Origin of the sequence: Solitalea longa (genome assembly GCF_002920915.1) — a bacterium.
Taxonomy (GTDB): Bacteria; Bacteroidota; Bacteroidia; order Sphingobacteriales; family Sphingobacteriaceae; genus Solitalea; species Solitalea longa.
This window is the reverse complement of the sequence record NZ_PQVF01000007.1, coordinates 193,593-215,141: the sequence shown is the minus strand read 5'-3', so window position 1 is coordinate 215,141 and position 21,549 is coordinate 193,593. Positions and strand designations below refer to the sequence as shown.

20 protein-coding genes are annotated in these 21,549 nt (G+C 36.1%); 14 read left to right on the top strand and 6 right to left on the bottom strand.

The features are described from left to right. Positions 1-13 precede the first annotated feature (13 nt). The 7 genes from rpmI to C3K47_RS11465 all read left to right on the top strand — a co-directional run bounded on the left by rpmI (position 14) and on the right by C3K47_RS11465 (position 4,293). Complete coding sequence (rpmI, locus tag C3K47_RS11495) at positions 14-214, top strand: 50S ribosomal protein L35 (RefSeq protein ID WP_103789282.1); 201 nt, start codon at positions 14-16, stop codon at positions 212-214. A 121-nt stretch (positions 215-335) separates the two neighbouring features. Beyond that, positions 336-680: a 50S ribosomal protein L20 gene (rplT, locus tag C3K47_RS11490; protein WP_103789281.1), complete on the top strand. Its 345-nt coding sequence runs from the start codon at positions 336-338 to the stop codon at positions 678-680. A 111-nt stretch (positions 681-791) separates the two neighbouring features. After that, on the top strand, positions 792-1,310 hold the full coding sequence (locus C3K47_RS11485) for a DUF6452 family protein (RefSeq protein WP_103789280.1): 519 nt from the start codon (positions 792-794) through the stop codon (positions 1,308-1,310). Further along, complete coding sequence (locus C3K47_RS11480; RefSeq protein ID WP_103789279.1) at positions 1,273-2,004, top strand: DUF6048 family protein; 732 nt, start codon at positions 1,273-1,275, stop codon at positions 2,002-2,004. Before C3K47_RS11485 ends, C3K47_RS11480 begins: the two co-directional genes overlap by 38 nt. A gap of 173 nt (positions 2,005-2,177) precedes the next feature. After that, a complete protein-coding gene (locus C3K47_RS11475; RefSeq protein ID WP_103789278.1) occupies positions 2,178-2,711 on the top strand; it encodes a YceI family protein in 534 nt (177 codons plus the stop codon). Positions 2,712-3,008: 297 nt separating this feature from the next. Beyond that, a complete protein-coding gene (locus C3K47_RS11470; RefSeq protein ID WP_103789277.1) occupies positions 3,009-3,695 on the top strand; it encodes a class I SAM-dependent methyltransferase in 687 nt (228 codons plus the stop codon). Positions 3,696-3,840: 145 nt separating this feature from the next. Beyond that, positions 3,841-4,293, top strand: a complete 453-nt coding sequence (locus tag C3K47_RS11465) for an Hsp20/alpha crystallin family protein (protein ID WP_103789276.1) — start codon at positions 3,841-3,843, stop codon at positions 4,291-4,293. Between the two features lie 201 nt (positions 4,294-4,494). Here C3K47_RS11465 and C3K47_RS11460 read toward each other — a convergent pair whose 3' ends face one another. Continuing rightward, complete coding sequence (locus C3K47_RS11460; RefSeq protein WP_103789275.1) at positions 4,495-4,986, bottom strand: YajQ family cyclic di-GMP-binding protein; 492 nt, start codon at positions 4,984-4,986, stop codon at positions 4,495-4,497. 103 nt (positions 4,987-5,089) lie between these two features. Here C3K47_RS11460 and C3K47_RS11455 point away from each other — a divergent pair, with 103 nt between their 5' ends. From C3K47_RS11455 to C3K47_RS11445, 3 genes are all read left to right on the top strand, one after another. Then, on the top strand, positions 5,090-5,599 hold the full coding sequence (locus C3K47_RS11455) for a hypothetical protein (protein ID WP_103789274.1): 510 nt from the start codon (positions 5,090-5,092) through the stop codon (positions 5,597-5,599). 156 nt (positions 5,600-5,755) lie between these two features. Further along, positions 5,756-7,843, top strand: a complete 2,088-nt coding sequence (gene ppk1 / locus C3K47_RS11450; protein WP_103789273.1) for a polyphosphate kinase 1 — start codon at positions 5,756-5,758, stop codon at positions 7,841-7,843. A 12-nt stretch (positions 7,844-7,855) separates the two neighbouring features. After that, complete coding sequence (locus C3K47_RS11445; RefSeq protein WP_103789272.1) at positions 7,856-8,773, top strand: Ppx/GppA phosphatase family protein; 918 nt, start codon at positions 7,856-7,858, stop codon at positions 8,771-8,773. Positions 8,774-8,804: 31 nt separating this feature from the next. Here C3K47_RS11445 and C3K47_RS11440 read toward each other — a convergent pair whose 3' ends face one another. Beyond that, the gene (locus C3K47_RS11440) at positions 8,805-9,110 is read right to left on the bottom strand and encodes a hypothetical protein (RefSeq protein WP_103789271.1); all 306 of its coding nucleotides are present in this window, start codon (positions 9,108-9,110) and stop codon (positions 8,805-8,807) included. Between the two features lie 183 nt (positions 9,111-9,293). Between C3K47_RS11440 and C3K47_RS11435 the strand changes: the two genes are divergently transcribed. From C3K47_RS11435 to C3K47_RS11425, 3 genes are all read left to right on the top strand, one after another. After that, positions 9,294-9,686, top strand: a complete 393-nt coding sequence (locus C3K47_RS11435) for a hypothetical protein (RefSeq protein ID WP_103789270.1) — start codon at positions 9,294-9,296, stop codon at positions 9,684-9,686. 144 nt (positions 9,687-9,830) lie between these two features. Then, complete coding sequence (locus tag C3K47_RS11430) at positions 9,831-10,988, top strand: BamA/TamA family outer membrane protein (protein ID WP_103789269.1); 1,158 nt, start codon at positions 9,831-9,833, stop codon at positions 10,986-10,988. Positions 10,989-11,059: 71 nt separating this feature from the next. Further along, the gene (locus tag C3K47_RS11425; RefSeq protein WP_103789268.1) at positions 11,060-11,440 is read left to right on the top strand and encodes a DUF1398 family protein; all 381 of its coding nucleotides are present in this window, start codon (positions 11,060-11,062) and stop codon (positions 11,438-11,440) included. A 12-nt stretch (positions 11,441-11,452) separates the two neighbouring features. Here the strand turns inward: C3K47_RS11425 and C3K47_RS11420 are convergent, their stop codons facing one another. The 4 genes from C3K47_RS11420 to C3K47_RS11405 all read right to left on the bottom strand — a co-directional run bounded on the left by C3K47_RS11420 (position 11,453) and on the right by C3K47_RS11405 (position 20,277). Next, the gene (locus C3K47_RS11420) at positions 11,453-13,075 is read right to left on the bottom strand and encodes a L,D-transpeptidase family protein (protein ID WP_165784685.1); all 1,623 of its coding nucleotides are present in this window, start codon (positions 13,073-13,075) and stop codon (positions 11,453-11,455) included. 73 nt (positions 13,076-13,148) lie between these two features. Continuing rightward, positions 13,149-15,107, bottom strand: a complete 1,959-nt coding sequence (locus C3K47_RS11415) for a transglutaminase domain-containing protein (protein WP_103789267.1) — start codon at positions 15,105-15,107, stop codon at positions 13,149-13,151. A gap of 5 nt (positions 15,108-15,112) precedes the next feature. Continuing rightward, the gene (locus tag C3K47_RS11410; RefSeq protein WP_103789266.1) at positions 15,113-17,032 is read right to left on the bottom strand and encodes a DUF3857 domain-containing transglutaminase family protein; all 1,920 of its coding nucleotides are present in this window, start codon (positions 17,030-17,032) and stop codon (positions 15,113-15,115) included. Beyond that, positions 17,029-20,277 (bottom strand): toxin-antitoxin system YwqK family antitoxin, encoded by a 3,249-nt coding sequence (locus tag C3K47_RS11405; protein WP_103789265.1) that lies wholly within the window; start codon positions 20,275-20,277, stop codon positions 17,029-17,031. The genes C3K47_RS11410 and C3K47_RS11405 overlap by 4 nt, the downstream gene beginning before the upstream one ends. A 579-nt stretch (positions 20,278-20,856) precedes the next feature. Here C3K47_RS11405 and C3K47_RS11400 point away from each other — a divergent pair. After that, a complete protein-coding gene (locus tag C3K47_RS11400) occupies positions 20,857-21,492 on the top strand; it encodes a 2'-5' RNA ligase family protein (protein ID WP_165784684.1) in 636 nt (211 codons plus the stop codon). Positions 21,493-21,549: the final 57 nt, after the last annotated feature.

Here is a 21,549-nt window from a genome sequence, read left to right as displayed (position 1 = left end):
ATAAAGACGAGTAATGCCTAAGTTGAAAACCAACTCCAGCGCTAAAAAACGTTTTAGCTTAACTGGAACCGGTAAGATTAAGAGAAAATGTGCTTTCAAAAGCCACATTTTGACTAAAAAAACCACTAAGCAAAAACGTAACCTTACTAATACAGCTTTAGTTGCTAATGCTGATATGGGTAACGTTAAACGTATGCTTTGTATTGGTAAATAAGTTCAAAACTTAATCTCCAAGAGAATTATTTAATTAATTATTAACCAAGGATTCAGCCCGACCCGATAGTATCGGGACATAAGTTCCTGAAAAGGACGCTGACTACTAAAAACGTAAAAAAATGCCTAGATCGGTTAACGTTGTTGCGGCTCGCCGTCGCAGAAAAAAGATCCTGAAATTAGCCAAGGGCTACTGGGGTTCAAGAAGTAAAGTATTTACGGTTGCTAAAAACACCGTAGAAAAAGGTTTGCAATATGCATACCGTGACAGAAAAGTTAAAAAACGCGAATTCCGTGCATTATGGATTCAGCGTATCAACGCTGGTGTTCGTCAGCATGGCTTGTCATATTCTGCCTTCATGGGTAAAGTTCACTCTAAAAATGTTGGTCTAAACCGTAAAGTTTTAGCTGACTTAGCAATGAATAATCCTGAAGCTTTTAAAGCAGTTGTTGACGCTGTGAAGTAATTCAAGTTTAAAATTAATATAAAGCCTTCCGATAACCGGAAGGCTTTTTTTCGCTATAAGCTTAGCTATCTATCTTAATTTTCCTATGTTTGGCCTATAAACTCAATTTGAATGAAGTTTTTGATAAAGCTCATCTTCACATTAGCAGCTGTTGGTATATTATCGTGTTCAAGTGATAAAATTTGCTCCGATTCAACGCCAAGTCCTTCTGTAGCGGTAGAGTTCTATAAAGATACGATCAATAAAAAAACGGGCAAGCATGATGTATTTAAATACACTTTACCCGATACGTTAACGGTTCAAGGAGTTGGTACCGATTCAATTGTGGTTAAACCGGAACGTAATCTTCAAAGGGTTTTATTGCCTCCTAACATCATGACAGACAACTGTACCTATGTTTTTACGATTTATAAATTAAATCCGAAGTCAGGAGTTAGGGAGATGACCAAAGATGAATTGAAATTTACTTACGAACGGAAGTCACAATTTGTATCACATGAGTGTGGCTTTAAGTTCGATTTTTTAAATACTACGTTTGAAGCAACAGAAAACCGATTTGATTCTCTTGAAACATTGCAAAAAGACATTACGAATGAAGGCCAAACTGCTCTTAGGATTTATTTTAAGTAGTTTTTGCCTGATGCATTCAACCAGGGGTTGGGCTCAGGATACAAGTTCAGTGAGGATTAAAAAAGATACAGTAAGTTACTTATTGCCTAAGGCTCTTACCTTGGGAATAGATATCAGTTATCCGATCAGGTATGCCTTTAATAAGGATGAAAAGGTTTTTGAAGTAGTGGCCGACTTTCGATTCAATAACAATTGGTATGCAGCAGTGGAAGCAGGCTACGCCGATGCCTCGCAGGAAAACAGTTATATTTCTTATAATACTAAAGGGGGATATTTAAAGCTTGGCGCTAACCGAAACCTGATCAAGTTTCAAAAAGCAAGTAACAACTCGGTTTACGCAGGTGCCAGGGCTGTGATCAGCGTATTAAATACTGATGTTTATAATTATACCATTAACCAAAAGGATTGGCCGGGAGATGTGAGCGGTTCTTTTACTGATAACTCAACTGTTTACAGTCTCGAGTTGTTGTTAGGTATTAAGGTTGAATTGCTGAAGAATTTTTTCACCGGCTGGTCGATCAGAGGTGGGTTTCCCATTGTTAATAAAGCCACCACTGATGGGTATGAAAATCTTTATATACCGGGTTTAGGTTTTAAAAAGAACTTCATGTTTAATTTTAATTATACATTAAGTTACATGCTTCCAATGGGCAAAGCTAAAAGTAAAACAGGAACTGTTGAAAATGTAAAATAAGAAGCTGTTGAACAAACAGCTTTTATTTTTTATGCTCTTTTGTGTAAATTAGAAAAGCACAATTCATTGATTTCAGTGATGATTGAATTGAGTTATTTTTCGCTACTTTCATTTCCATCAATCTAATTCTCCATCAAAAGGAGCCATCCATTAAGTTTTTAACCCTTTATGTTATGTCAACACTTAAATGGAAGATAGACCCTGATCATAGTCAGATTATGTTTAGGGTGAAACACCTGATGATTTCTACAGTTACCGGCAGGTTTACCAGGTTTTCGTTGAATGTTGAAACCGAAAACGAAAGTTTTAACAAAGCCTTAAACATTGATTTTAGGGCCGAAGTTAATTCAATTGATACCCATAATTCCGAACGGGACACCCACCTTAAATCCCCCGATTTTTTCAATGCGGATCAATTTCCTGATATAAAATTTGTTACTATAAGCTATGAAAAAAGTAAAAACCACGGCAGTTTAACAGGAGAACTTACCATTAGAGATATAACCCAAGAGGTAATATTTTCTGTTGAATTTGGAGGAGTAGTTACCGACCAGGATGGAAATACCCGTGCGGGATTTTTAGCTACTGCTGTGATCAGTCGTAAATCTTTCGGTTTATTATGGAATGGTGTAACAGAAGCCGGCGGGGTAGTTGTAAGCGATGAAGTTAAATTGATCGGTGAAATTGAACTGATCGAAGAAAAATAAGGCTCATCAAATTCTTCTTAAGACATTCATACAAAACCTACTGAAGAACCCTTTCAATCCTTTACCTGTGCTTAAACCTTAATAAAACTTACCATTAAGTGTCTTTTTTAGTGCCTTTTTATTCCGAACAATTTTTTTTGTTCGTGAAAATTTATTTGGAGCTTACTTGAAAAAAATTATTAGATTTAGTATAGAGTCCTTTATTTACTCTAAACAACTATCATTCGCTCAATTGTTTACCTTTTAAAACATTTTTTTTCAGGGAGTATAATTGGCTGTAATTAAAAAAAGCAAAAAATGAAAAAAGAACTTATTCAAGACATTATTCAGTGGGATGTTCATTCCTGGTCAAAAATTTTACCTTATTGGGATGAAAATATTAATTGGGAGAAGGTAGAAAACTGTTTAGAGTTAGGAGGCAGGGAAGGAGGGTTGTCTCTTTGGCTGGCATTAAAAGGAAAAAAAACTATTTGTTCAGATTTAAAGGATGTAAGGTATAAGGCAGAGAAGCTTCATGCTAAATACGGACTTCATTCATTGATAGAATATCAAGATATTGATGCAGCCAAGATCCCCTATGAAAACCATTTCGATATAATTGCTTTTAAATCAATTATTGGAGGTGTTGGATTGAATGATAATCTGAAAATACAATTCAAGGTGTTTGATGAAATAAATAAAGCCTTAAAACCAGGCGGAAAGCTTTTATTTGCCGAAAATCTAAAAGCTTCAGTTTTTCATCAAACCTTGAGAAAAAACAATAATAAATGGAGAAATGCCTGGAGGTATGTTGCTCTAAGTGAAATTCCTCACTTTCTTAAAGATTACTCCAATATTGATTTGCAAACCACTGGAGTAACCAGTTTATTAGGTCGCAGTGATGATCAGAAGAAAATGCTCCATAAGCTTGATGAAGCCCTATTGAACAAAATATGCCCTCCCAGTTGGCGATATATAGCTTATGGGATAGCAGAGAAGATATAACCATTTACTTATTTAAGGACAAATTGACATGTATTTTTCAGACTTATGTGTCAATTTGTCTTTTTTGTTTCTTTAAAGTTGTGCTGGTATAGCTCTTGATATATCCTTAATACAAAATTTAAAACAAAAATTAGGAGGATATAAAATGACACTTATTAAAAGAAATTACCCAGCGGTAGGTTATGAAAGAGTAAATCCATTTGTGCCAGTTTTTAATGGATTCTTTGATGATTTATTTAAAGGGGGGAGTTTAGGTGAATTCGGTTTAAAATCGCCTGCTGTAAATGTAATGGAGAATGAAACCGGGTTTACAATTGAATTAGCAGCTCCCGGTTTAAAAAAAGAAGATTTTACAATTGATCTGGATAAAGATACGTTAACCGTTTCGGTTCAAAAGGAAAGTGAACAAAAAAAAGAGGAAGGTAAAAACTACCACCGTAGAGAGTTCAGTTTTTCTTCGTTTAAACGTTCATTTAACTTACCTGAAACCGTTGATCGTGAAAATATTGGGGCTGAATATAATGATGGAGTCTTGAGTTTAAGTATTCCCAAAAAAGCTGAGGCTCAGCTAAAAGCGAAACAAATTAAAGTTTCATAACTAGCTGGTAGTTGTAGAGCAGTGTTAGTTAGTTTGGTAAGAGGCGGCCCAGGGTCGCCTCTTTCATTATACATCTGTAGATAAAATCTTTCCATCTCCTCTAGTGCTAAGCCAGAAAATTAATTTTATCCTGTTGAAAGGAGAGGGAAACGAAAAGAGGAGGATATAAATTATACTTTAGGAGTGAAAAACATGAAGGCATTATGCCCTCATGTTTATATACTGTAGTGGCTGATCGAAATTAGCTCCACGCACTAATGAAATAACAGCCTGTAAATCATCGATTTTTTTACCCTGAACACGTACCTGCTCATCCATAATGGATGCCTGAACCTTAAGGCCACTGTCTTTAATGGATTTAATGATTTTCTTCGCGAGTTCTTTATCAATACCTTCCTTTACTTTTATGTCTTTTCTCAGCATATTTCCAGAGGCGTAATGATCATCACCAAAATCAAGGCAACTGGAGTCAAGATGTTGTTTTACCATTCGGCCAATTATTACATCCTGAATGGCTTTCATTCGCATATCGTTTTCAGTAAGAATTTTAATGGTATTGGTTTTCTTATCCAGGTCTATCTCTGTTTTGGAATCGTGAAAATCGTAACGGTTGATAATTTCTTTTTTTGCATTATTAATGGCATTATCTAAAGTTTGTCCATCAACTTTACTTACTATATCAAAAGAAGGCATAGGCTTAAGCTTTTAATAAAAATTATTTAATATAAAATTATTTGAATACTAAGTAATTGTAAATAACTTTAAGAAGTACCATTTAGCTTCACATTTATAAACTATGACTCCATCGAATAAAGACGCTAAAAAAACTTCAAAAAAAATACTTGAAACAAATATAGCGTTAAAAATTAAAGAAGCCTTAAAAGACATTGAGCACGGCGATTCGAAAAATGTGATTAAAACTATTCAGGATGCCAGTAAAAAGCTGGCGCGACGGATTTTGAAAGCAAGCAAAGAGGTAGATAAGGAATTGAAGAAGAAGGTTTCTGCTAAACCCGCTCCAAAAGCAGCACTTACTCCAAAGGTTTCAAAAACCAGAGCTACCAAGGTGGTTGAACGTGTTAAAAAAGTGGTGGCTAAGGTTGAAGGTGATGGCTCTAAAAAGCCGCCTGAAAAACCCTTGATCACCAGTGCAACAATTCCACCTGTTAAACAGCTTAAAGTTACGGGAACAGTTTCACGAACAGCTAAAAGCAATTCAAAAGCATCAGAAAAAAAAGGTACTAAAACGGTAAGAAAACCAAAATCGGTTAATACTGACAGTGATGAGGAGCTGGGACACTCGTAATGTTATGTAAATAAGCTTATTGACGTCGTTAATAATTATTTAACAATAATTTAATTCAAAAAATAGTCCTGTTTATTTCAATGGGACTATTTTTATTTTTAATAAGAACTATCGTTTATCTCCATGAGAACTGCCTTTTGTGCGTAGAATTAGCATATGACAAGAAAGAAACTGCCATTGATAAATAGGGAGATAAGTTGGTTGGCTTTTAACGACCGCGTATTACAAGAAGCCTGCGACCCGACTGTTCCTCTTATTGAACGCATTAAATTTTTGGCTATTTTTTCTTCTAATTTGGACGAGTTTTTTAGAGTAAGAGTAGCAACGGTTACCCGTTTAACCAAAATTAAAAATGCAACTCGCTTTAATATGGGTTTTAATCCTTCACGTATTTTAGCCGAAATTCAGGAAATAGTGAAAAAGCAGCAGGTGCGATTTGAGGATATTTATAATAATATCATTTTGCCTCAACTTGCCGAAGAAAAAATATTCATTATTAACGATTTACAGTTGAATGTTTCAAGAGGCCAATTTGTGCGAACCTATTTCCGTGAAAAGCTTCTCTCCACACTGGTTCCAATTATGCTGGATGGTTTGGCTGAGTTCCCTGAATTAAAGGATGAGTCTATTTATTTACTGGTTCAATTATCTAAATCAAGTGGAAACAGCAAACCTAAACGTGCTTTAATTGAAATTCCAACTGATACTCATTCCCGCTTTTTAATTCTGCCCGAAACCAATAATTTAAAGTATGTAATCTTGTTAGATGATGTCATTCGATATTGTTTGGATGAGTTGTTTTCCATCTTTAAATACGATGATTTTCGGGCCTATTGCATTAAGCTTACGCGTGATGCGGAAATGGACTTGGAGAACGACATGACTTTAAGTATTGTTGACAATATTTCTAAAAATATAAAGCTTCGTAAAAAAGGAAATCCAGTCCGTTTTATTTATGATGCAGATATGCCTGATGAATTATTGGCTTACATGGTTCGCCGAATTGGACTAAAACCCACGAATTTGATTCCAGGAGGGCATTACCATAACTTCAAAGATTTCATGTCATTACCAAATGTAGGGCGCAAAGAGTTGGAGTACCCTCGTTTGGCGCCTTTGCCTATTCGTGAAGTTAAAATGGGCGAAAGCATATTAAATGAAATATCGAAGAGAAATCTTTTGGTAAGCCTTCCATACCAAAGTTTCGATTACGTTATTCATTTTTTAAGGGAGGCGGCAATTGACCCTAAGGTGGTTTCAATTAAAATAACTTTATACAGGTTAGCTCAGAATTCAAGGATCATTAATGCACTGATAAACGCCGCCAAAAATGGTAAACAGGTTTTAGTTTTACTTGAATTAAAGGCCCGTTTTGATGAAGAAAACAATATATACTGGACACAAAAATTGGAAGAAGAGGGTATAAAGGTGTTGTTTGGGATTTCGCAGCTAAAAGTTCACTCTAAAATATGCTTGATTACCCGCAAAGAAAATAACAAACTGGTGCACTATGGTAATCTTGCCACCGGAAACTTCAACGAGAAAACGGCAAACATCTATGCTGATCACAGTTATTTTACTGCCGATCCGACCATTACCAAAGACATGGATAACCTGTTTAATGATCTCGAAAAAGGATTACTGATATCAACATACAAATGCTTGCTGGTTGCGCCGCTAGAGATGCGCAAAAAGATTACCCGTATGATCGACCGGGAAATTGTCAACGCCAAAAAAGGATTGAAAAGCTACATGATTCTGAAGATGAACAGTTTGAACGATGAGCGGATGGTTTACAAATTATATGAAGCAAGTAAGGCAGGGGTAAACATCAAGCTTATTGTAAGAGGTATTTGCTGCCTGATACCGGGAGTAAAGGGTTTAAGTGAAAACATTGAGATAATTAGCATTGTTGACCGATTTCTTGAACATGCCAGAGTATTTATCTTTGCAAATAATGGTAAGGAACAGATTTACCTTTCGTCGGCTGATTTGATGAACCGCAATTTAGATAATAGGGTGGAAGTGGCTTTTCCGATTATAGATAAAGAGAGCAAGGCCATCATCAAATCAATCATCAACATTCAACTTAGCGATAATACCAAGGCTCGGATAATTGATAAGGAACAACGCAATACTTATAAAGAGAAGCAGGACGAGAACGAGTTGAACGTGAGAGCTCAGATTAACACCTACAACTTTTTAAAAAGCAGACTAAAAAAGACCAAACAAATTAACCTCTAAACTATAAATATCTTGAAATACGCTGCCATTGACATTGGATCAAATGCCGTTAGGCTACTAATTGCCGACATTGTAGAGATCAATGACGAAATTAGTTTTAAAAAGAACACGCTTATTCGTGTGCCTTTGCGTTTAGGAGACGATGCTTTTTTAGATAAGCAGATTTCTGAACGTAAAGTAAATGATTTGTTAAAGTCAATGTCGGCTTTTAGGAACCTGATGGATGTTTACAAAGTACAGGATTACATGGCCTGTGCAACTTCAGCCATGCGGGAGGCGCGGAACGGGGACTATATTGTAGAAAAAATGGCAAATGAGGCCAATATTCATCTACAAATTGTTGACGGAAAACGGGAGGCCACTATCATCTATTCGAGCCATATTGAAAAATATCTCGATTCGAGAAGGACCTATTTATATATTGATGTAGGTGGAGGCAGTACTGAAGTCTCGGTGTTTTCAAACGGGATATTAATTGATTCGAACTCGTTTAATATTGGAACTATCCGCATGCTCGATAATCAGGATTCAGACGAAACCTGGAGAGATCTGAAAAACTGGATAAAGGAGAATACTAAAAACTATAAAACCATTTTCGGTATTGGTACAGGTGGAAACATCAACAAGATATTTAAGATATCAGGAGAAAAAATGGGAACACCTTTAACTTTTACCAAATTAAAGGCGATGTACGATTATCTGAATTCATTTTCACTTAAGGATCGTATAAATGTTCTGGGATTAAAAGAAGATCGCGCCGACGTAATTATTCCTGCTTCAGAGATATATTTAACTCTTATGCGCTGGGCCGGAATTAAGCAAATGTATGTTCCAAAAGTGGGTTTAGTAGACGGAATTATTCATCTGTTAATAGAAAAAAACTTTCCAAAAGCACTTTCTATTACGGAGCATAAAGAAACTTCATTATAGATCAAGGCTCCGGATTTTACCGGAGCCTTGATTACTTATTCTCTTCATGAATGGTGAAAATCTCACGTTTTCCACTTCGGCATAAAGGAACAAATTTAGCATACCAGTTCTTCCATTCGAGGGTTCCCATGTCGTTTTGCATTGAGCTTTCAAACTGCGAAAGGCTATCATAGGTAATTTCAAAAACCATAGTATACGAATCGCCAACGGCATCAAATAAAAGACGATAAGGTTGTTTCTGAGCCGAAGAATTGATCATTCTTCCTTCTTTCCATAGCTCTTTCGCTTCTTTGGCTTTGCCAAACTTAAGCTGAAAAATATTTCTTACTACAATCATGTTATGTATAAATTAATTGGTTGATGACTAAATTTAATGAAATTTTAAATCAGAAGATTGAGCTATTTCGGTGAAATAAAGGAGTTTAGTTTTAATTTGGAATAATCTTGTTATGCTTCGTTCTCTCTAAGGCATATTATTTGCATTTTTGCAGGGTTGCATATTAAATAAAACCCATTGATAATGAAAAAATCCCTTTACATTACCTTAACTGCACTTATTTTAAGTGTAACTATCAACTCTTGTAGTAAAAATGAGGAAGCTGATACTCAAACCTGTGATATTAGTGCCGAATCATATATTACCAACAGCGAAGGAACTGTTACTTATACGGTAACTGCTAGCGGTGATAATTCCAGTATTTCTTCGATTTCCTACACTGGCGCTGATGGAGCTGTAACCGTAAATAATCCAAATACAAGCTTTAGTCAGTCGGTTAATGTTCATAAAGGAACAATGATAAATCTTAATGCTAAAGGAACAGCGATTAAAGGCCAGTTAAGGGCTTCGTATGTATTTACAGGCAATGGCGGCGCTGAACTAAAAGAAAGTTTAAAAGTTTGTCCGGGGGAATAATCAACTAATTGAAAAATTGTTTTATTGTTTAACAATAAAACAATTTTTTAATTTAGCATTCATCACCTTCTCTTATTACCTATTGGTAAATCATATATTTTGAGTTAAATTAAATAGATATTATTTAAACGCTCAGAATTCCCTATGTCTAAGTTTTCACTTCTCCTCATTATATCATTATTACTATCCTCTTCGGCCACCATTTCTTTTGCACAGGAAAAGCCTTTATCCAAAAAAGAACAGCGACAACAAAAAAAGAAACAAAAGGAGCGTGAAGGTAAGTTTATGATCACTCCTTTGGCAGGGCCGGCCTATACACCTGAACTTGGCTTTACCATTGCCGGTGGAATTCTTACTTCATGGCGGTTTGATAAACAAGATACCACCTTGCAGCGTTCTTCGGCTCCTTTTAACATAGGAGTTGGTTCAACCGGATCATTTTTTCTCTCTACACGCACTGCTCTTTTCTTTAAGCACGATAAATATCGACTATACACCGATTTATGGTTTAAAGACATGGAGGACAATTATTTTGGCATTGGCTATGATAATGGTAAACATACACCCAAAACTGACTCTACCACTAAATACACCCGTAAATGGTTTCAGCTTAATCCGCGGTTTTTGTGGCAGTTTAAAAAATCATTTTTCGTAGGCCCAACAATGGATATTAATTATACAAAAGGGGAGGAACCAAGCAAAGGCGTTGCGGCTGATCCGGTTTACCAACAGTATAATGATAGGCCATTTAATACAGGTATGGGTTTTATTTTTCAGCATGATACCAGAGATATTGCTGTAAACGCCTGGAAAGGCATTTTTTTTGAAGCCCAGGCAGCGTTTTATGGTGGTTATTTAGGAGGAGATAATTCGTACCAGCTGTATTCTTTTGATCTGAGAAAATATTATCCGATCGTAAAAATGGCTCATACACTGGCCTTGCAGGTGAAAGGCCGATTTGCTGTAGGGAGTGTTCCTTATGGTGAAATGTCGCAATTGGGTACTCCCTTTGATCTTCGTGGTTATCTGTGGGGACAGTATCGCGATAAGACGATGTTGTTAGGGATTGCTGAATACCGGCACACCTTTTACAATAAAGAAAATAAACCTTCTAAGTATGGAGCTGTAGGCTGGCTTGCAGCCGGTTCGATCGGTGCCGATCCTTCTGAATTTACCCATTGGCTTCCCAATTTCGGAGTTGGTTTTCGTTTTGAGGTACAGCCCCGCATGAATTTACGACTCGATTATGGTATTGGAAAAGGTTCAAGTGGCTTCTATTTTAACTTTACAGAGGCTTTTTGATTTACTTCTTAATAAGTTTTATTGATACCTCTTTTCGAATTACGATTTTCTACAGTTATTTTTGGATTAAGATGTATGCTCACGAAAAAATTGAAGCTGCCTATAAATCGGCAGCAAACTATCCAGATCTGGCTAAAAAATTAATTGAAGCAGGCGTGCTTTCTTACACGGTTGAAGTATCAACGAAAGCCATACTTTATCGTTTTGAAGATGGAATAACCTTTTTGCATGAAGGCAAAACTAAGCCAGTTAGTGTTGCTGAAGCTTTTAACAAAGAACTAACCGTAAAGACCATTCGGGAAAGCCAGCAAGGAAAAATTACTTATCCCGAATTTATGCAAGGTATTGCTGATGCCGGTGTACGTTTTTACGAAGCCACCTTAAATGGTAACAACAAACGAGTAACTTATATTGGTTTTGGTGGTGCTTATGAAGAGCTAATTCCTTTTTAACCCCATTCCTCACTATTTATACAACATCTCCTCTAAACGTTTATCTCGGTTGTAAATATCTTTTCTAAAGTTTAATAAACCATTATGATCTACATATGCGGTAAAATAACCGATATAAACCGGCACTGTTTGCTTTAATGTAATGGTTCGTTCTTTTCCTGCGTTCATTGCCGCAGTTATTTTGGCATCGGTCCAGGTGCTGTCATTGCGCAACAAATAAGCTGCAAGCTTTTTAGGTTCCCCAACTCTTACGCAGCCATGACTAAATGCTCGCTGATCTTCCGTAAATAAAGATTTCGAGGGCGTATCATGTAAATAGATGTTAAATGAGTTAGGGAAGAGGAATTTTACAAGTCCTAATGAATTGGAGGTTCCCGGTAATTGACGTATCACCGGTAATTTTCCCTGGTAGCCGGTAATTTCCATATTGTGCTTTGCCAAATAATTGGCGTTCGATCTCATATATGGTAAGATCTCTTTGCGAACAATGCTTGGAGGTACATTCCAGTACGGGCTGAATACGATGTATTTAAGTTCACCGTTAAAAACAACCGTTTGATTAAGAGCTTTGCCAACTACCACATTGCAGCTCCAATCAAGCGTATCGGAACGAAAGGCATAGAGTGAAAAGGATGGTATGTTGACAATAAGGTGTGTTCCGCTTATCTTTTCAGGTACCCAGCGGCTACGCTCAATATTTACAAGTATCTGTTGAAAGCGTTGTTTTGGGCTGATATTTAAGTTCGACATAAATCCGGGGCCAATTGTTCCGTCAGCTGTAAGGCCGTGTCGTAATTGAAACTGTTTTACAGCTGTTAATAGTTCTTCATCATACTTTTCACTTTCATTATCAGTTTTAAGATCCCCAAGCAGCATTAAACGATGTCTTATCTGTTTAACTGATAATGTCGAATCATCCACCTTTAACGATTTCTTTTCCAGTTTTATCGGTTCCCATTTTTCATTAACCGCTAAATCATTATACCTTTTTAAATTACCTTTCAATAACTCATATTGTCTGAAGGCAGGATCTTTACTAAGTAATTTAGATTTGGGTTCAGTTACTATTTCTTCCAGGTATTTTTGGTAATCTAACTTTTTGCGGGGTAAGAACCAGTCCATCGATTGGATATCTTTATCATTTAAATTTCCCTGCCAGGCAATTTTAGAAAACGCAAAGTAGTTGGCAGTAAGCATCAACTCTGTGGTAATATCTTTTTTATTCCCGTTTAAGGCCTGCATCAGGGTATCGAGTTTTTCACTGTAAGGTACCTTTGCAGATAAGCCTTCATCGCCAAGGTGCTGTATGCGGCTATTTAAGTTCCCTGCCTGTTCAATCAAACCCTTTTTATCAAACCATGCATAAGCAAACTTTCTATTACTATAAAATTTATGAATGTCGTCTGCATAAACCGCCAGGTTTGGATATGTTTTTATAAACCCGTCAATTTCAGTGCTGTCAAAACGAAGCGAGGTTTGCGGACTGTAATTACCAATAATGCTTTTATTCCATTTAATAACATCCATTAAGCTGTCTTTAGGAGTATTATCATGCTTCGACCCGTTTGTATTTATACATGCGGAAAAAATAGCAGCAATCAGCAAGACAACGATTAGATAGTTAAGCTTTTTCATATGAACTGAGCAATAAAAACAAAAGCAGAACATAAAGTTCTGCTTCGTTAATATAGTTGTTTGGGCAATAAGTTTAAATGCCTTTTTCGAGAACAATCGAAATTTTGTTAAAATCTGCTGATGCATTAATGATCTTTACAAAATCTGCGTAGGCAGATTTAGGATACGTTATATTGTTATAATACTCGTTGATATCGATCTTCAATACATTGTTTTCAAGTGTGTAGGCCGATACAAAACCCATTGTTGACAGCTCTTCGTTTTTATAAACCAGGTTGAACTTTAATGCATCCAAACCTTTTACCGTATAACCTTTAGGGATATTAACCGTAATTATGCGGTGATAAGCGTGGGGGAACTGAATTTCTATCGGGTTTTGACGCGGTTTTTCATTATACATTTGGACCTGAGGACCGATCAATTCACCCACCTTTAAAATGATCTTATTGCCGGCTTTTTCAATCACACTTTTGCTGTTTATATCAGCAGTTATGGTAAATGGCTTATTAATTTCTTCTGTATTTAAATTAAAGTTTTCAACCACCGGATTTTTGATCTCAGCATCATTAACCGTGTAGGCTTTTATAATGTTATTCAGTGCCATTTTGCGATCTTCTTCATTTGCAAGGAAGTAAAATGGTCGAATCTCAGTAGCAGCATAGCCGTCCAGCATTCGTTTGTAAGTGGCTTTAATTTGTGACATATTCTCCGAAAAATCAACATTGAACCACATGTCATCATTATTATTGGTATTGGTTAATTCTTCAATTTTCTTGGTAAGTGCTATGCCGGTTTTTTGACCTCCTAAAGTGGTTGTTTTGATAAACAAAGCATCTGAACCCGCAAATACATCAGGAGCGGCTCCAAAGCGGGAAGTTATATCGTCGGGACTAATGTACCTTTTAGAAACCGGTAGGTAAAATAGCACATCGTCCAAAAAGTTCCAGGTATCAAAATCCTTATCAAACTTTTTCTCAAAGCGATTTGAACATAAAACCATTTGATTAGGAATATTTAAATAGTCGAACAAAAAGATATACAACTGGTAAACATTTTCCTTAGTGCCGTATTTACGGGTTAAAACATCTTTAATAGAGGCTGGTTCGGAGTTTTGACGAATTACGATATTGGTTTTAATGTAATTTTCAATTGTTCTGGCAGCATCTTCTTCGGATTTTCCTTTTAAGCCTAATTCGTTTGCCAAACGGCTGATAACTGACTCCGATTCTTGCTGACCTTCGTGGTAGATCTCATAAAATCGTTTTCCAGCCTGAGCCCAGGTAAACATACGGTCGTCGCTTTTAGCTTTGTTGTAAGCAATTTTGTATTCAGCCCTGATCAGGTTAGCATCAGAGGCCGAATATTTTTCATCGTAAGCCTGTTCAATATTATTAAGTTCAACGGTTATCGTTCGCTTTTTCTCCACAGAATCAATGGTGGCGATAAAAGGCTTGCTGGCATTATAAATTTTGCCTTCCCAAATTAAATGGTCAGGGCTGATAATGCTTAATTGATAGTTACGGATAAAGGTGCTTTTTTGAATTCTTTCGGATCCGAATAAACGAAGGTTTTGTTTAAGGCAATAATAATACTCAAGTTCACCGCCTTCTTCAAGTCCTTCAATGGCTAAAATGCTGTATTGGCGACCTTCTTCTTCAATTTGTTTTACGTGATCTTTTCCAACTTCTTTTTGCTGTCCATTTTTGCCAATGGCCACCGCTTTTAATGCTACAATCTCATTATTGTTTTCAATCGGCAGGTAAATACGGTTAAACTGCTCAATTGCCGTATTTTCATTCAGGTGAACCCTGCGCTTACAAAACTGGTATTTGTAAAGTTCTTTAGCCTCAAAAGCGAATTCAACCAATACCTTTTCTGACAATACCACCGCAGGTTCTTTCATTTCCTGTGGTGTTAAGGTATTTAGTTTGTTCGAAATCGGACCGATTTCGTTTATGTAGGCCATTTTTTGGGCAAAACAATTAGCCGTTAATAAAAGGGTCGAAAATAGGATCCAAGTGATCTTTTTCATAAGTACTATATTTTCTTAAAGGTGATCAATTCGTTATAAGATTCATTTAAAGTCGAGATCATTTCGTTCCATTCTCCAAATTTTTCAGGCTTTAATAAAAGGTAATCAACATTGATATCGATTACAACCTTCACGCTTTCGCCAGAAACAGCATACGAAATGTTATAGCCAAACAGTTCTTTTTTTAATGAAGCATTACCTGGCAGATAGCTGATCATATAATCTTTTGGGATTTCAATTGATAAAACCTGCTGGGATATAAAATGGTAGTCTTCTTCGTAATCCAGTTTTTTGTTTTCCATATCGATCATACCTTTTGACAATCGTTTATTTAAACAAGGGTTGATCATGATCTCATTGTCTATAGTTCTAACATAGTCATCAATGGTAAAATCATAATTAACCACAGCCGGAATATCTCGTTTATTGAAATTACCAGTGTTAATATTAGCAACCTTACATTTATTACTTCCTTTTGAACAAAGGGTCTGTAAATAATCCAACCTTTCTTTATCTGTTGAGCGGAAATAATGATTGAGAATGTCAGTTTTCTTTAAGCCTCCAAATTCAATTTTCCCTTTTCCGCTAACACCTGTAGGAGTAAGTTTAAGGTTGATGCTGTCTTTTTCATAATTCACCTTTTTATCTTCAACCGGAACCTGAACAATTTCATAATTATCCTGATCGATCATAATCAGCGCTTCTTTACCCTGAATGGCTTCGGCTGAAATCCCAAAGTCGAGCCAGGTGTTTGTGCCATCTAGAAAGTACCATTTGCCCTTATAGTTAATCGATGAGATCATGTGATTGTCGGTTCGTGGCGAAGGGTTTTCTTCATATCTAAATGGAATATCACGGGTGCCGATCCAGGTAGGGTGGGCCTTTATTCCGGCAACATTTAACATGGTGGTAATAGTTCCGGCCATATCTTTACAATCGCCAAAACGCTTATTCACTACCGAGGTGGCTTCGCGTGGAACAAAGCCTCCCAAACCGTCTTCAAATGCTATGTATTTAATATTGTCCTGAACCCAATAATAAATGCTTTTGATCTTATCCAGTTCCGATTTGCCTTTGACCAAAGAATCGACCAAGGTTTTAAGTTCATCGCCCGGTTTCTGGTTCACATCTTTTATTAAACCCACATACCAATTGTACAATTGATGAACATCTTTTAACACTTCTACTTTTCCATCTTTACCCTGATATGAATTAATAAGCGTTAATACTTGCGGGGCGTAATACTGTAAACTGGGGGCATCTGCTTCATAAGGCACCTTGGGTAAATTTTTTCCTTTCCAGCTATACTGTGTTCTGCTTCGGCTTTTTTTCTCCGAAAAACTTACCAGCGACTGATCGCCAAATGTTTTATAAGTAAGTGTCACCTCAGCAGGAACAGAAACCGAATACTCCGCGTTTAAAATGGGAATATATTGCTTGAACAAAAAACTGCCAAACAGGTGAGGGTCCTTTATTTTTTCCTTGTAGGTATAAACCCCAATAGCACCTTTTTTTACACCTTCAAAAACAAACTCTTTCTGTTTCTGGTCATCGAAAAACACCGAATTACTTCGGTTATCGGTTGTTTTAATGTTCTTAACCTCAATTTTTTTATAGTTACCGGCGCCGTCGGGTAGAAGGCTATAAACTTCAAGGTTGAAAATGTCTTGAAAATACTCAGAATAACCAACAGCGTTTTTTGCAAAACGAGGTGCCCCGTCATTCATAAACATTACTTCGAAGTAATGAGTAGATTCAATCTCTATTTTCCCTTTGATCACTTCCAGTTTAACCTCTTCCTTTTTATTAAGCACCACCACATCCTCTGAAGGGTATGTTTTTTTCAGTGCTTCATAATCATACAACGACTGCCCATTCACAAAACCTGCCTCTAGTAGCAGAATTAAAACGATCAGTTTTCTCATAATACAGGCTCTCCGTAAGCAAATTTTGTTGTTTTCATAGTTTTGCCGTCTTCTGCAAGCTTTTTTCTATCACCGTTTAAAAGGCCCATTTCATAAACCTCTTCACCTATCAATTCGCCTTTTTCATTATAATATTTTGATAAGCCATTTCGCTCATCCCATCTGTAATCTGTTGATTGCTGAAGTACGCCATTTGGATAGTAAACTTTATTTAAACCGTTTCGCTCTCCGTCAATATAAAATTCTTCTTCCCCAATTTTTCCGTCCCAATTATAAAAGATCAGCTTATCCTGGCGTAATCCATTTTCGTAAACAGCCTGATAGGAAAGAACTCCTGAGCTATAGTAGGCCTTAACCTCTATTTTGTCTTTATTAATTGGAATTTCAGGAACGAATTCTCCTTTACTATTCAAATAGCTATAAGAAACTACTGTACCTTGATAGTACTTGAATCGAATTCTCACATTTTTACCATTCTCATCAAAATAGATCGCATATCCATCTCTTTCTCCGTCTTTATAATCACAGGTTGAAGAAATGCTGCCATTATGATTGTACCAGGTAGACAAACCATTTTCAGTATTGTTCTTATACAAAAAGGTAGATTCTTTTAAACCGGTAAAATGATTGAAATAAGTGAAAAGACTATCCTGTTTACCAAATTTATAATTCCCGCTGAAAATTAGTTTTCCATCAGGAGAATAAGCCAACATAGGTCCATGAATTATATGGTAATTGTAATTTTCAATTCGCGAAACCTGGCCATTGGTGTAGTAATAAGATGATTTCCCAACCCTATTGCCTTTCGCAAATTCAGCGTCGCAATAAATCTTGCCGTTAAAATGGTGTGGTTGGAACTTGCCATTACCTGTTTTTAGTTTAACCGTTTCGTATTTTTTTTCGGTATTGTCAAACAATGAATAACTGGTTACATAATCATTGCTCGTTTCTGTGGAAATCTCCAGGGTTCCATCGCTCCGGTAATTTTCGGAAATGCCTGTGGTTTTACCCTCATTATAATATTCCTTGGTTTTTAGTTTTCCATTTCCTTGATAGGTAAACCACTCGCCTTCGCGGTTGCCATTTACGTACATTCCGGTTGCCTGCAAAATGCCGGTGATAAAGTAATAGGAGCAAAGGCCATTGTCGCTATCCTTTGCATATGTACCTTCAAGCTTAACCTTTCCGTTAGGATGATAATATTTGTAACTGCCTTCTTTCTGACCTTTGGAATAGTTTATTTCAATTGCTAAACTTCCTTGTATGTTATAATAACGCCATAAGCCTTCCATTTCTCCATCATTCATAACTCCCTCACGATTTTTTTTACCGTTTTCATCATAGATGGTGACATTCGTTTTTCCTGAACAGTTAACGGTATAGTTGTTAAGAAAAGAAGTATATGATTTCAGCTTACTGTTTTTATAAATGAATTGATTGTAGATCTTATCATTTTTGATCTCATTGGATATTCCGTCTAATTGGCCGGCAATAAAATTGTTTTCATAGTTTTTCTTGCCATCCTCATCATAGTATATCCATACACCGGTTTCTTTACCGTTTTTATAGGAACCTGTTTTAGATAGAGTACCATTTTCATTGTACCATTTCCAGTCGCCGGCATATTCATCGCTTTCCATATTCCCTTCAACCTTAATTTTACCTGAAATGTAGTACTCTTTATAAGGCCCTGTTTCTTTATCATTTTTATATGTACCGGTATTAAAAATAGCTCCATTGAGGTGATAATTGGTGTAAATACCTTCCCGTTGTCCGTTAGTATAACTTACTTCGCTTCTCTTATTGCCAAAATCATAGAAGTTGGTCATTTTACCTTCAATTTGATTATTAACGGCAGTAAGCTCACGAGAAAGAGCTCCGCTTTTTGAATAATTTTTGATTAAACCTGTGTAATTATCATTTTCAAAAGCACCTTCCTGAGCAATAAAGCCGTTATCATAAAAACTTTTGAACGTAAAGTTCTTAGAATCAGTATGGTTTTCTGTTTTTGAAAGCTTGCCGTTTTCATCATAATAGGTCCATTCACCTACTTTTTCTCCATTGTTAAAATTGCCTTTTCCTGCAGGGTAACCTGAGGAATAATAGGAGAGGTAAGGCCCTGATAACTTATCATTTTTCACCTCGGCAACAGCACTTAAAGCACCGTTGTTAAAGTATTCAGTAGAAAAGTTCTTTCCATCTTTGTTAAAATGTAAATCCCGAAGTTCCCTAGATCGTTTTACTACCCAATCAAAAAAGTCTTTTACTTTACCTTCAGGCTTATTCACGTATGCATATGCTTTTTTGTTCATGGAAGCGGTTTGATAATAGGTGAATTGCTGGAAGAAATTGTTTTTCCAAAGTTCTTTATAAAGTGGAACATAATAATCAAATACAAACCCTTTACCTTCTACATCTCCAAGCTTTTCGAGAATAACCTGCGATTGGCGTAAGCACTTGTAATCCAAGTCTGATTTAAGTTCATATGATTTTTGGAGGGCAGCATTTGACTGTAATAGCATTTCAATTTCTTCAAAAGGCGTTCGGTCAATCTTCAATTCTTTTATGGAGTCAACCATGGAAATGTTGAAAACAGTCAGCACTTTTTCGAGCTCAAGCAAAGCATTATACGAGCGTTTGCTTTGTGAATCCATTAAAATGGCAGTTTGATAGCATAAAGCAGCTTGGGTGATATAGCCATTTGCAGCATAAATGCGGGCCAAATTATAATGGCTACCGAAATGCATAAAGTTTAACGAAATAGATTTTTCGTATAGCTTTTCCGCTTCAACGTAATTTTTCTTGTTGAAATAAGTGCCGGCCTTTTCGAAGTATGGGCGATAGGATTGCGGGAATTTTGTTATGGCTTCATCAAAAGTGGCTAACGACTTGTCTGTTTGATTACTGTTATCGTAAGCACTACCCAACAGGCAATAAAAACTCAGATCATTATTGGTATGATGATCAATACCTTCAATACAAAGCTTAATTACCTGATCATACTGCTCTTTGGCATTAAAGGTCAATGCTGTTTCGAATAACGACCACACATAATTGGTGTCGCTTTTTGAAACCTGTTTGAGCTTGGATAAGGCGTCGTCAAATTTGCCTTCATCATACAGTTTAATGCCCTCTTCAATTACATCCCTTGAATTTGCCGGAAATACTTGCGGGCGGGAATTTTGAGAGTAAGATGTTTTAACAAAAAATAGCAAACAACAAAAAAAGGTAAGTAGTTTATTCATAGATTATCTTAAATATTGCTAAAATAATAAAGAAAGCATATTTCAGATGAATAATGAACGTTATTTCCATACTTTTTTTAATAATTTTCAAGCTGGATAATTTAGATTGTTGAATAGCAAATAGTTAAATGAAATCGAAAGTGTGTATATCAACCAACTGTTGTAAAACCGCTAAATTTAAATAGACCCGCAATCCCTGTTATCACAATGTTATCAACTTTGATTCGTCTGTTGTTAAAAATTAAACTGTTAATTAGGATCAGGATTTACTGAATAGTAAGGCTTTTCATCCGCAATAAAGTTTTTTAGATTATAAATTAATACCTGTTGTTATAAAACCACAGGTATTTGTTTTTAAGGTACTGCCTTCTTATAAAATATCAGTAAATTAAAGGTGCCTTTACTTTTTTTGAAATTACCCGAGCAGATATTCACATTATTAACTATAAATTCTGAACATACTTTAATAAAAATGACCTTAAGCTAAAGCGGTAATTTACTATGTATTATCAGTTTGTTTTTATTGTAATATCATTTTGGCAGTTTATGCAACCATCTGCTATAGCTACAAAACATAAAATGAATTCTGACTCAGCTGTTATTGCCATAAATGTTTTATTAAAACCAGATGAAAAGCTGGCTGAACTTGCTTATCAAACCAATGCCAGATTTTTACAGGAATATGTACAAGGCTTTCCATTGGATGAAACTCATGTGCCTCATATTACCCTTGTTCAGCGATATATCTATGTCAGTGACTTAGAAAAGGTGATTCAGGCTGTTTCAAAGATGATAAAGGATACAAACAGCCTCAATTTAAAAGTTAAAGGTTTTAAATCAAGTAAATGGGAGACAGAGGGGGTTGCCGTTTTAGAAGTTGAAAATTCGCTTGAGTTGGATCTGTTGGAGCAGAAAATTGTAAATGCTGTTCATCCATTTTCAGTAAATGGCGGTAATGCTTCGGCTTTTGTTCCTAACGATAATGGAATAGCAATAGGCCAGAAAATAATTAAGTACGTTGATGAATTTGTGCCAATGCATTCAAACAGTAACTATTCACCTCATTTAACAATTGGTCTTGCTGATACGGCTTTTCTTCATAAACTTGATCAAGAGCCTTTTTCATTGTTCTATTTTAAACCCTCAGCGATTGCTATCTATCAACTTGGTGACCATGGTACTGCTCGTAAGGAGTTATGGTCGCAAAAGTTTTAAAAACAACGCTGTTATAAAAACAAAAACTCTATACCTAATGATCACAATTACCAAAAA

What these genes read in the sequence shown, in the direction of transcription:
- C3K47_RS11460 (WP_103789275.1), bottom strand. Translation starts at nt 4,986, where the DNA reads ATGCCTTCTTTTGATATAGTAAGTAAAGTTGATGGACAAACTTTAGAT.
- C3K47_RS11415 (WP_103789267.1), bottom strand. Translation starts at nt 15,107, where the DNA reads ATGAAAAAGATCACTTGGATCCTATTTTCGACCCTTTTATTAACGGCT.
- C3K47_RS11470 (WP_103789277.1), top strand. Translation starts at nt 3,009, where the DNA reads ATGAAAAAAGAACTTATTCAAGACATTATTCAGTGGGATGTTCATTCC.
- C3K47_RS11405 (WP_103789265.1), bottom strand. Translation starts at nt 20,277, where the DNA reads ATGAATAAACTACTTACCTTTTTTTGTTGTTTGCTATTTTTTGTTAAA.
- ppk1 (WP_103789273.1), top strand. Translation starts at nt 5,756, where the DNA reads ATGACAAGAAAGAAACTGCCATTGATAAATAGGGAGATAAGTTGGTTG.
- C3K47_RS11440 (WP_103789271.1), bottom strand. Translation starts at nt 9,110, where the DNA reads ATGATTGTAGTAAGAAATATTTTTCAGCTTAAGTTTGGCAAAGCCAAA.
- rpmI (WP_103789282.1), top strand. Translation starts at nt 14, where the DNA reads ATGCCTAAGTTGAAAACCAACTCCAGCGCTAAAAAACGTTTTAGCTTA.
- C3K47_RS11435 (WP_103789270.1), top strand. Translation starts at nt 9,294, where the DNA reads ATGAAAAAATCCCTTTACATTACCTTAACTGCACTTATTTTAAGTGTA.
- C3K47_RS11455 (WP_103789274.1), top strand. Translation starts at nt 5,090, where the DNA reads ATGACTCCATCGAATAAAGACGCTAAAAAAACTTCAAAAAAAATACTT.
- C3K47_RS11475 (WP_103789278.1), top strand. Translation starts at nt 2,178, where the DNA reads ATGTCAACACTTAAATGGAAGATAGACCCTGATCATAGTCAGATTATG.
- C3K47_RS11410 (WP_103789266.1), bottom strand. Translation starts at nt 17,032, where the DNA reads ATGAGAAAACTGATCGTTTTAATTCTGCTACTAGAGGCAGGTTTTGTG.
- C3K47_RS11420 (WP_165784685.1), bottom strand. Translation starts at nt 13,075, where the DNA reads ATGAAAAAGCTTAACTATCTAATCGTTGTCTTGCTGATTGCTGCTATT.
- C3K47_RS11480 (WP_103789279.1), top strand. Translation starts at nt 1,273, where the DNA reads ATGAAGGCCAAACTGCTCTTAGGATTTATTTTAAGTAGTTTTTGCCTG.
- C3K47_RS11430 (WP_103789269.1), top strand. Translation starts at nt 9,831, where the DNA reads ATGTCTAAGTTTTCACTTCTCCTCATTATATCATTATTACTATCCTCT.
- C3K47_RS11465 (WP_103789276.1), top strand. Translation starts at nt 3,841, where the DNA reads ATGACACTTATTAAAAGAAATTACCCAGCGGTAGGTTATGAAAGAGTA.
- C3K47_RS11400 (WP_165784684.1), top strand. Translation starts at nt 20,857, where the DNA reads ATGAATTCTGACTCAGCTGTTATTGCCATAAATGTTTTATTAAAACCA.
- C3K47_RS11425 (WP_103789268.1), top strand. Translation starts at nt 11,060, where the DNA reads ATGTATGCTCACGAAAAAATTGAAGCTGCCTATAAATCGGCAGCAAAC.
- rplT (WP_103789281.1), top strand. Translation starts at nt 336, where the DNA reads ATGCCTAGATCGGTTAACGTTGTTGCGGCTCGCCGTCGCAGAAAAAAG.
- C3K47_RS11485 (WP_103789280.1), top strand. Translation starts at nt 792, where the DNA reads ATGAAGTTTTTGATAAAGCTCATCTTCACATTAGCAGCTGTTGGTATA.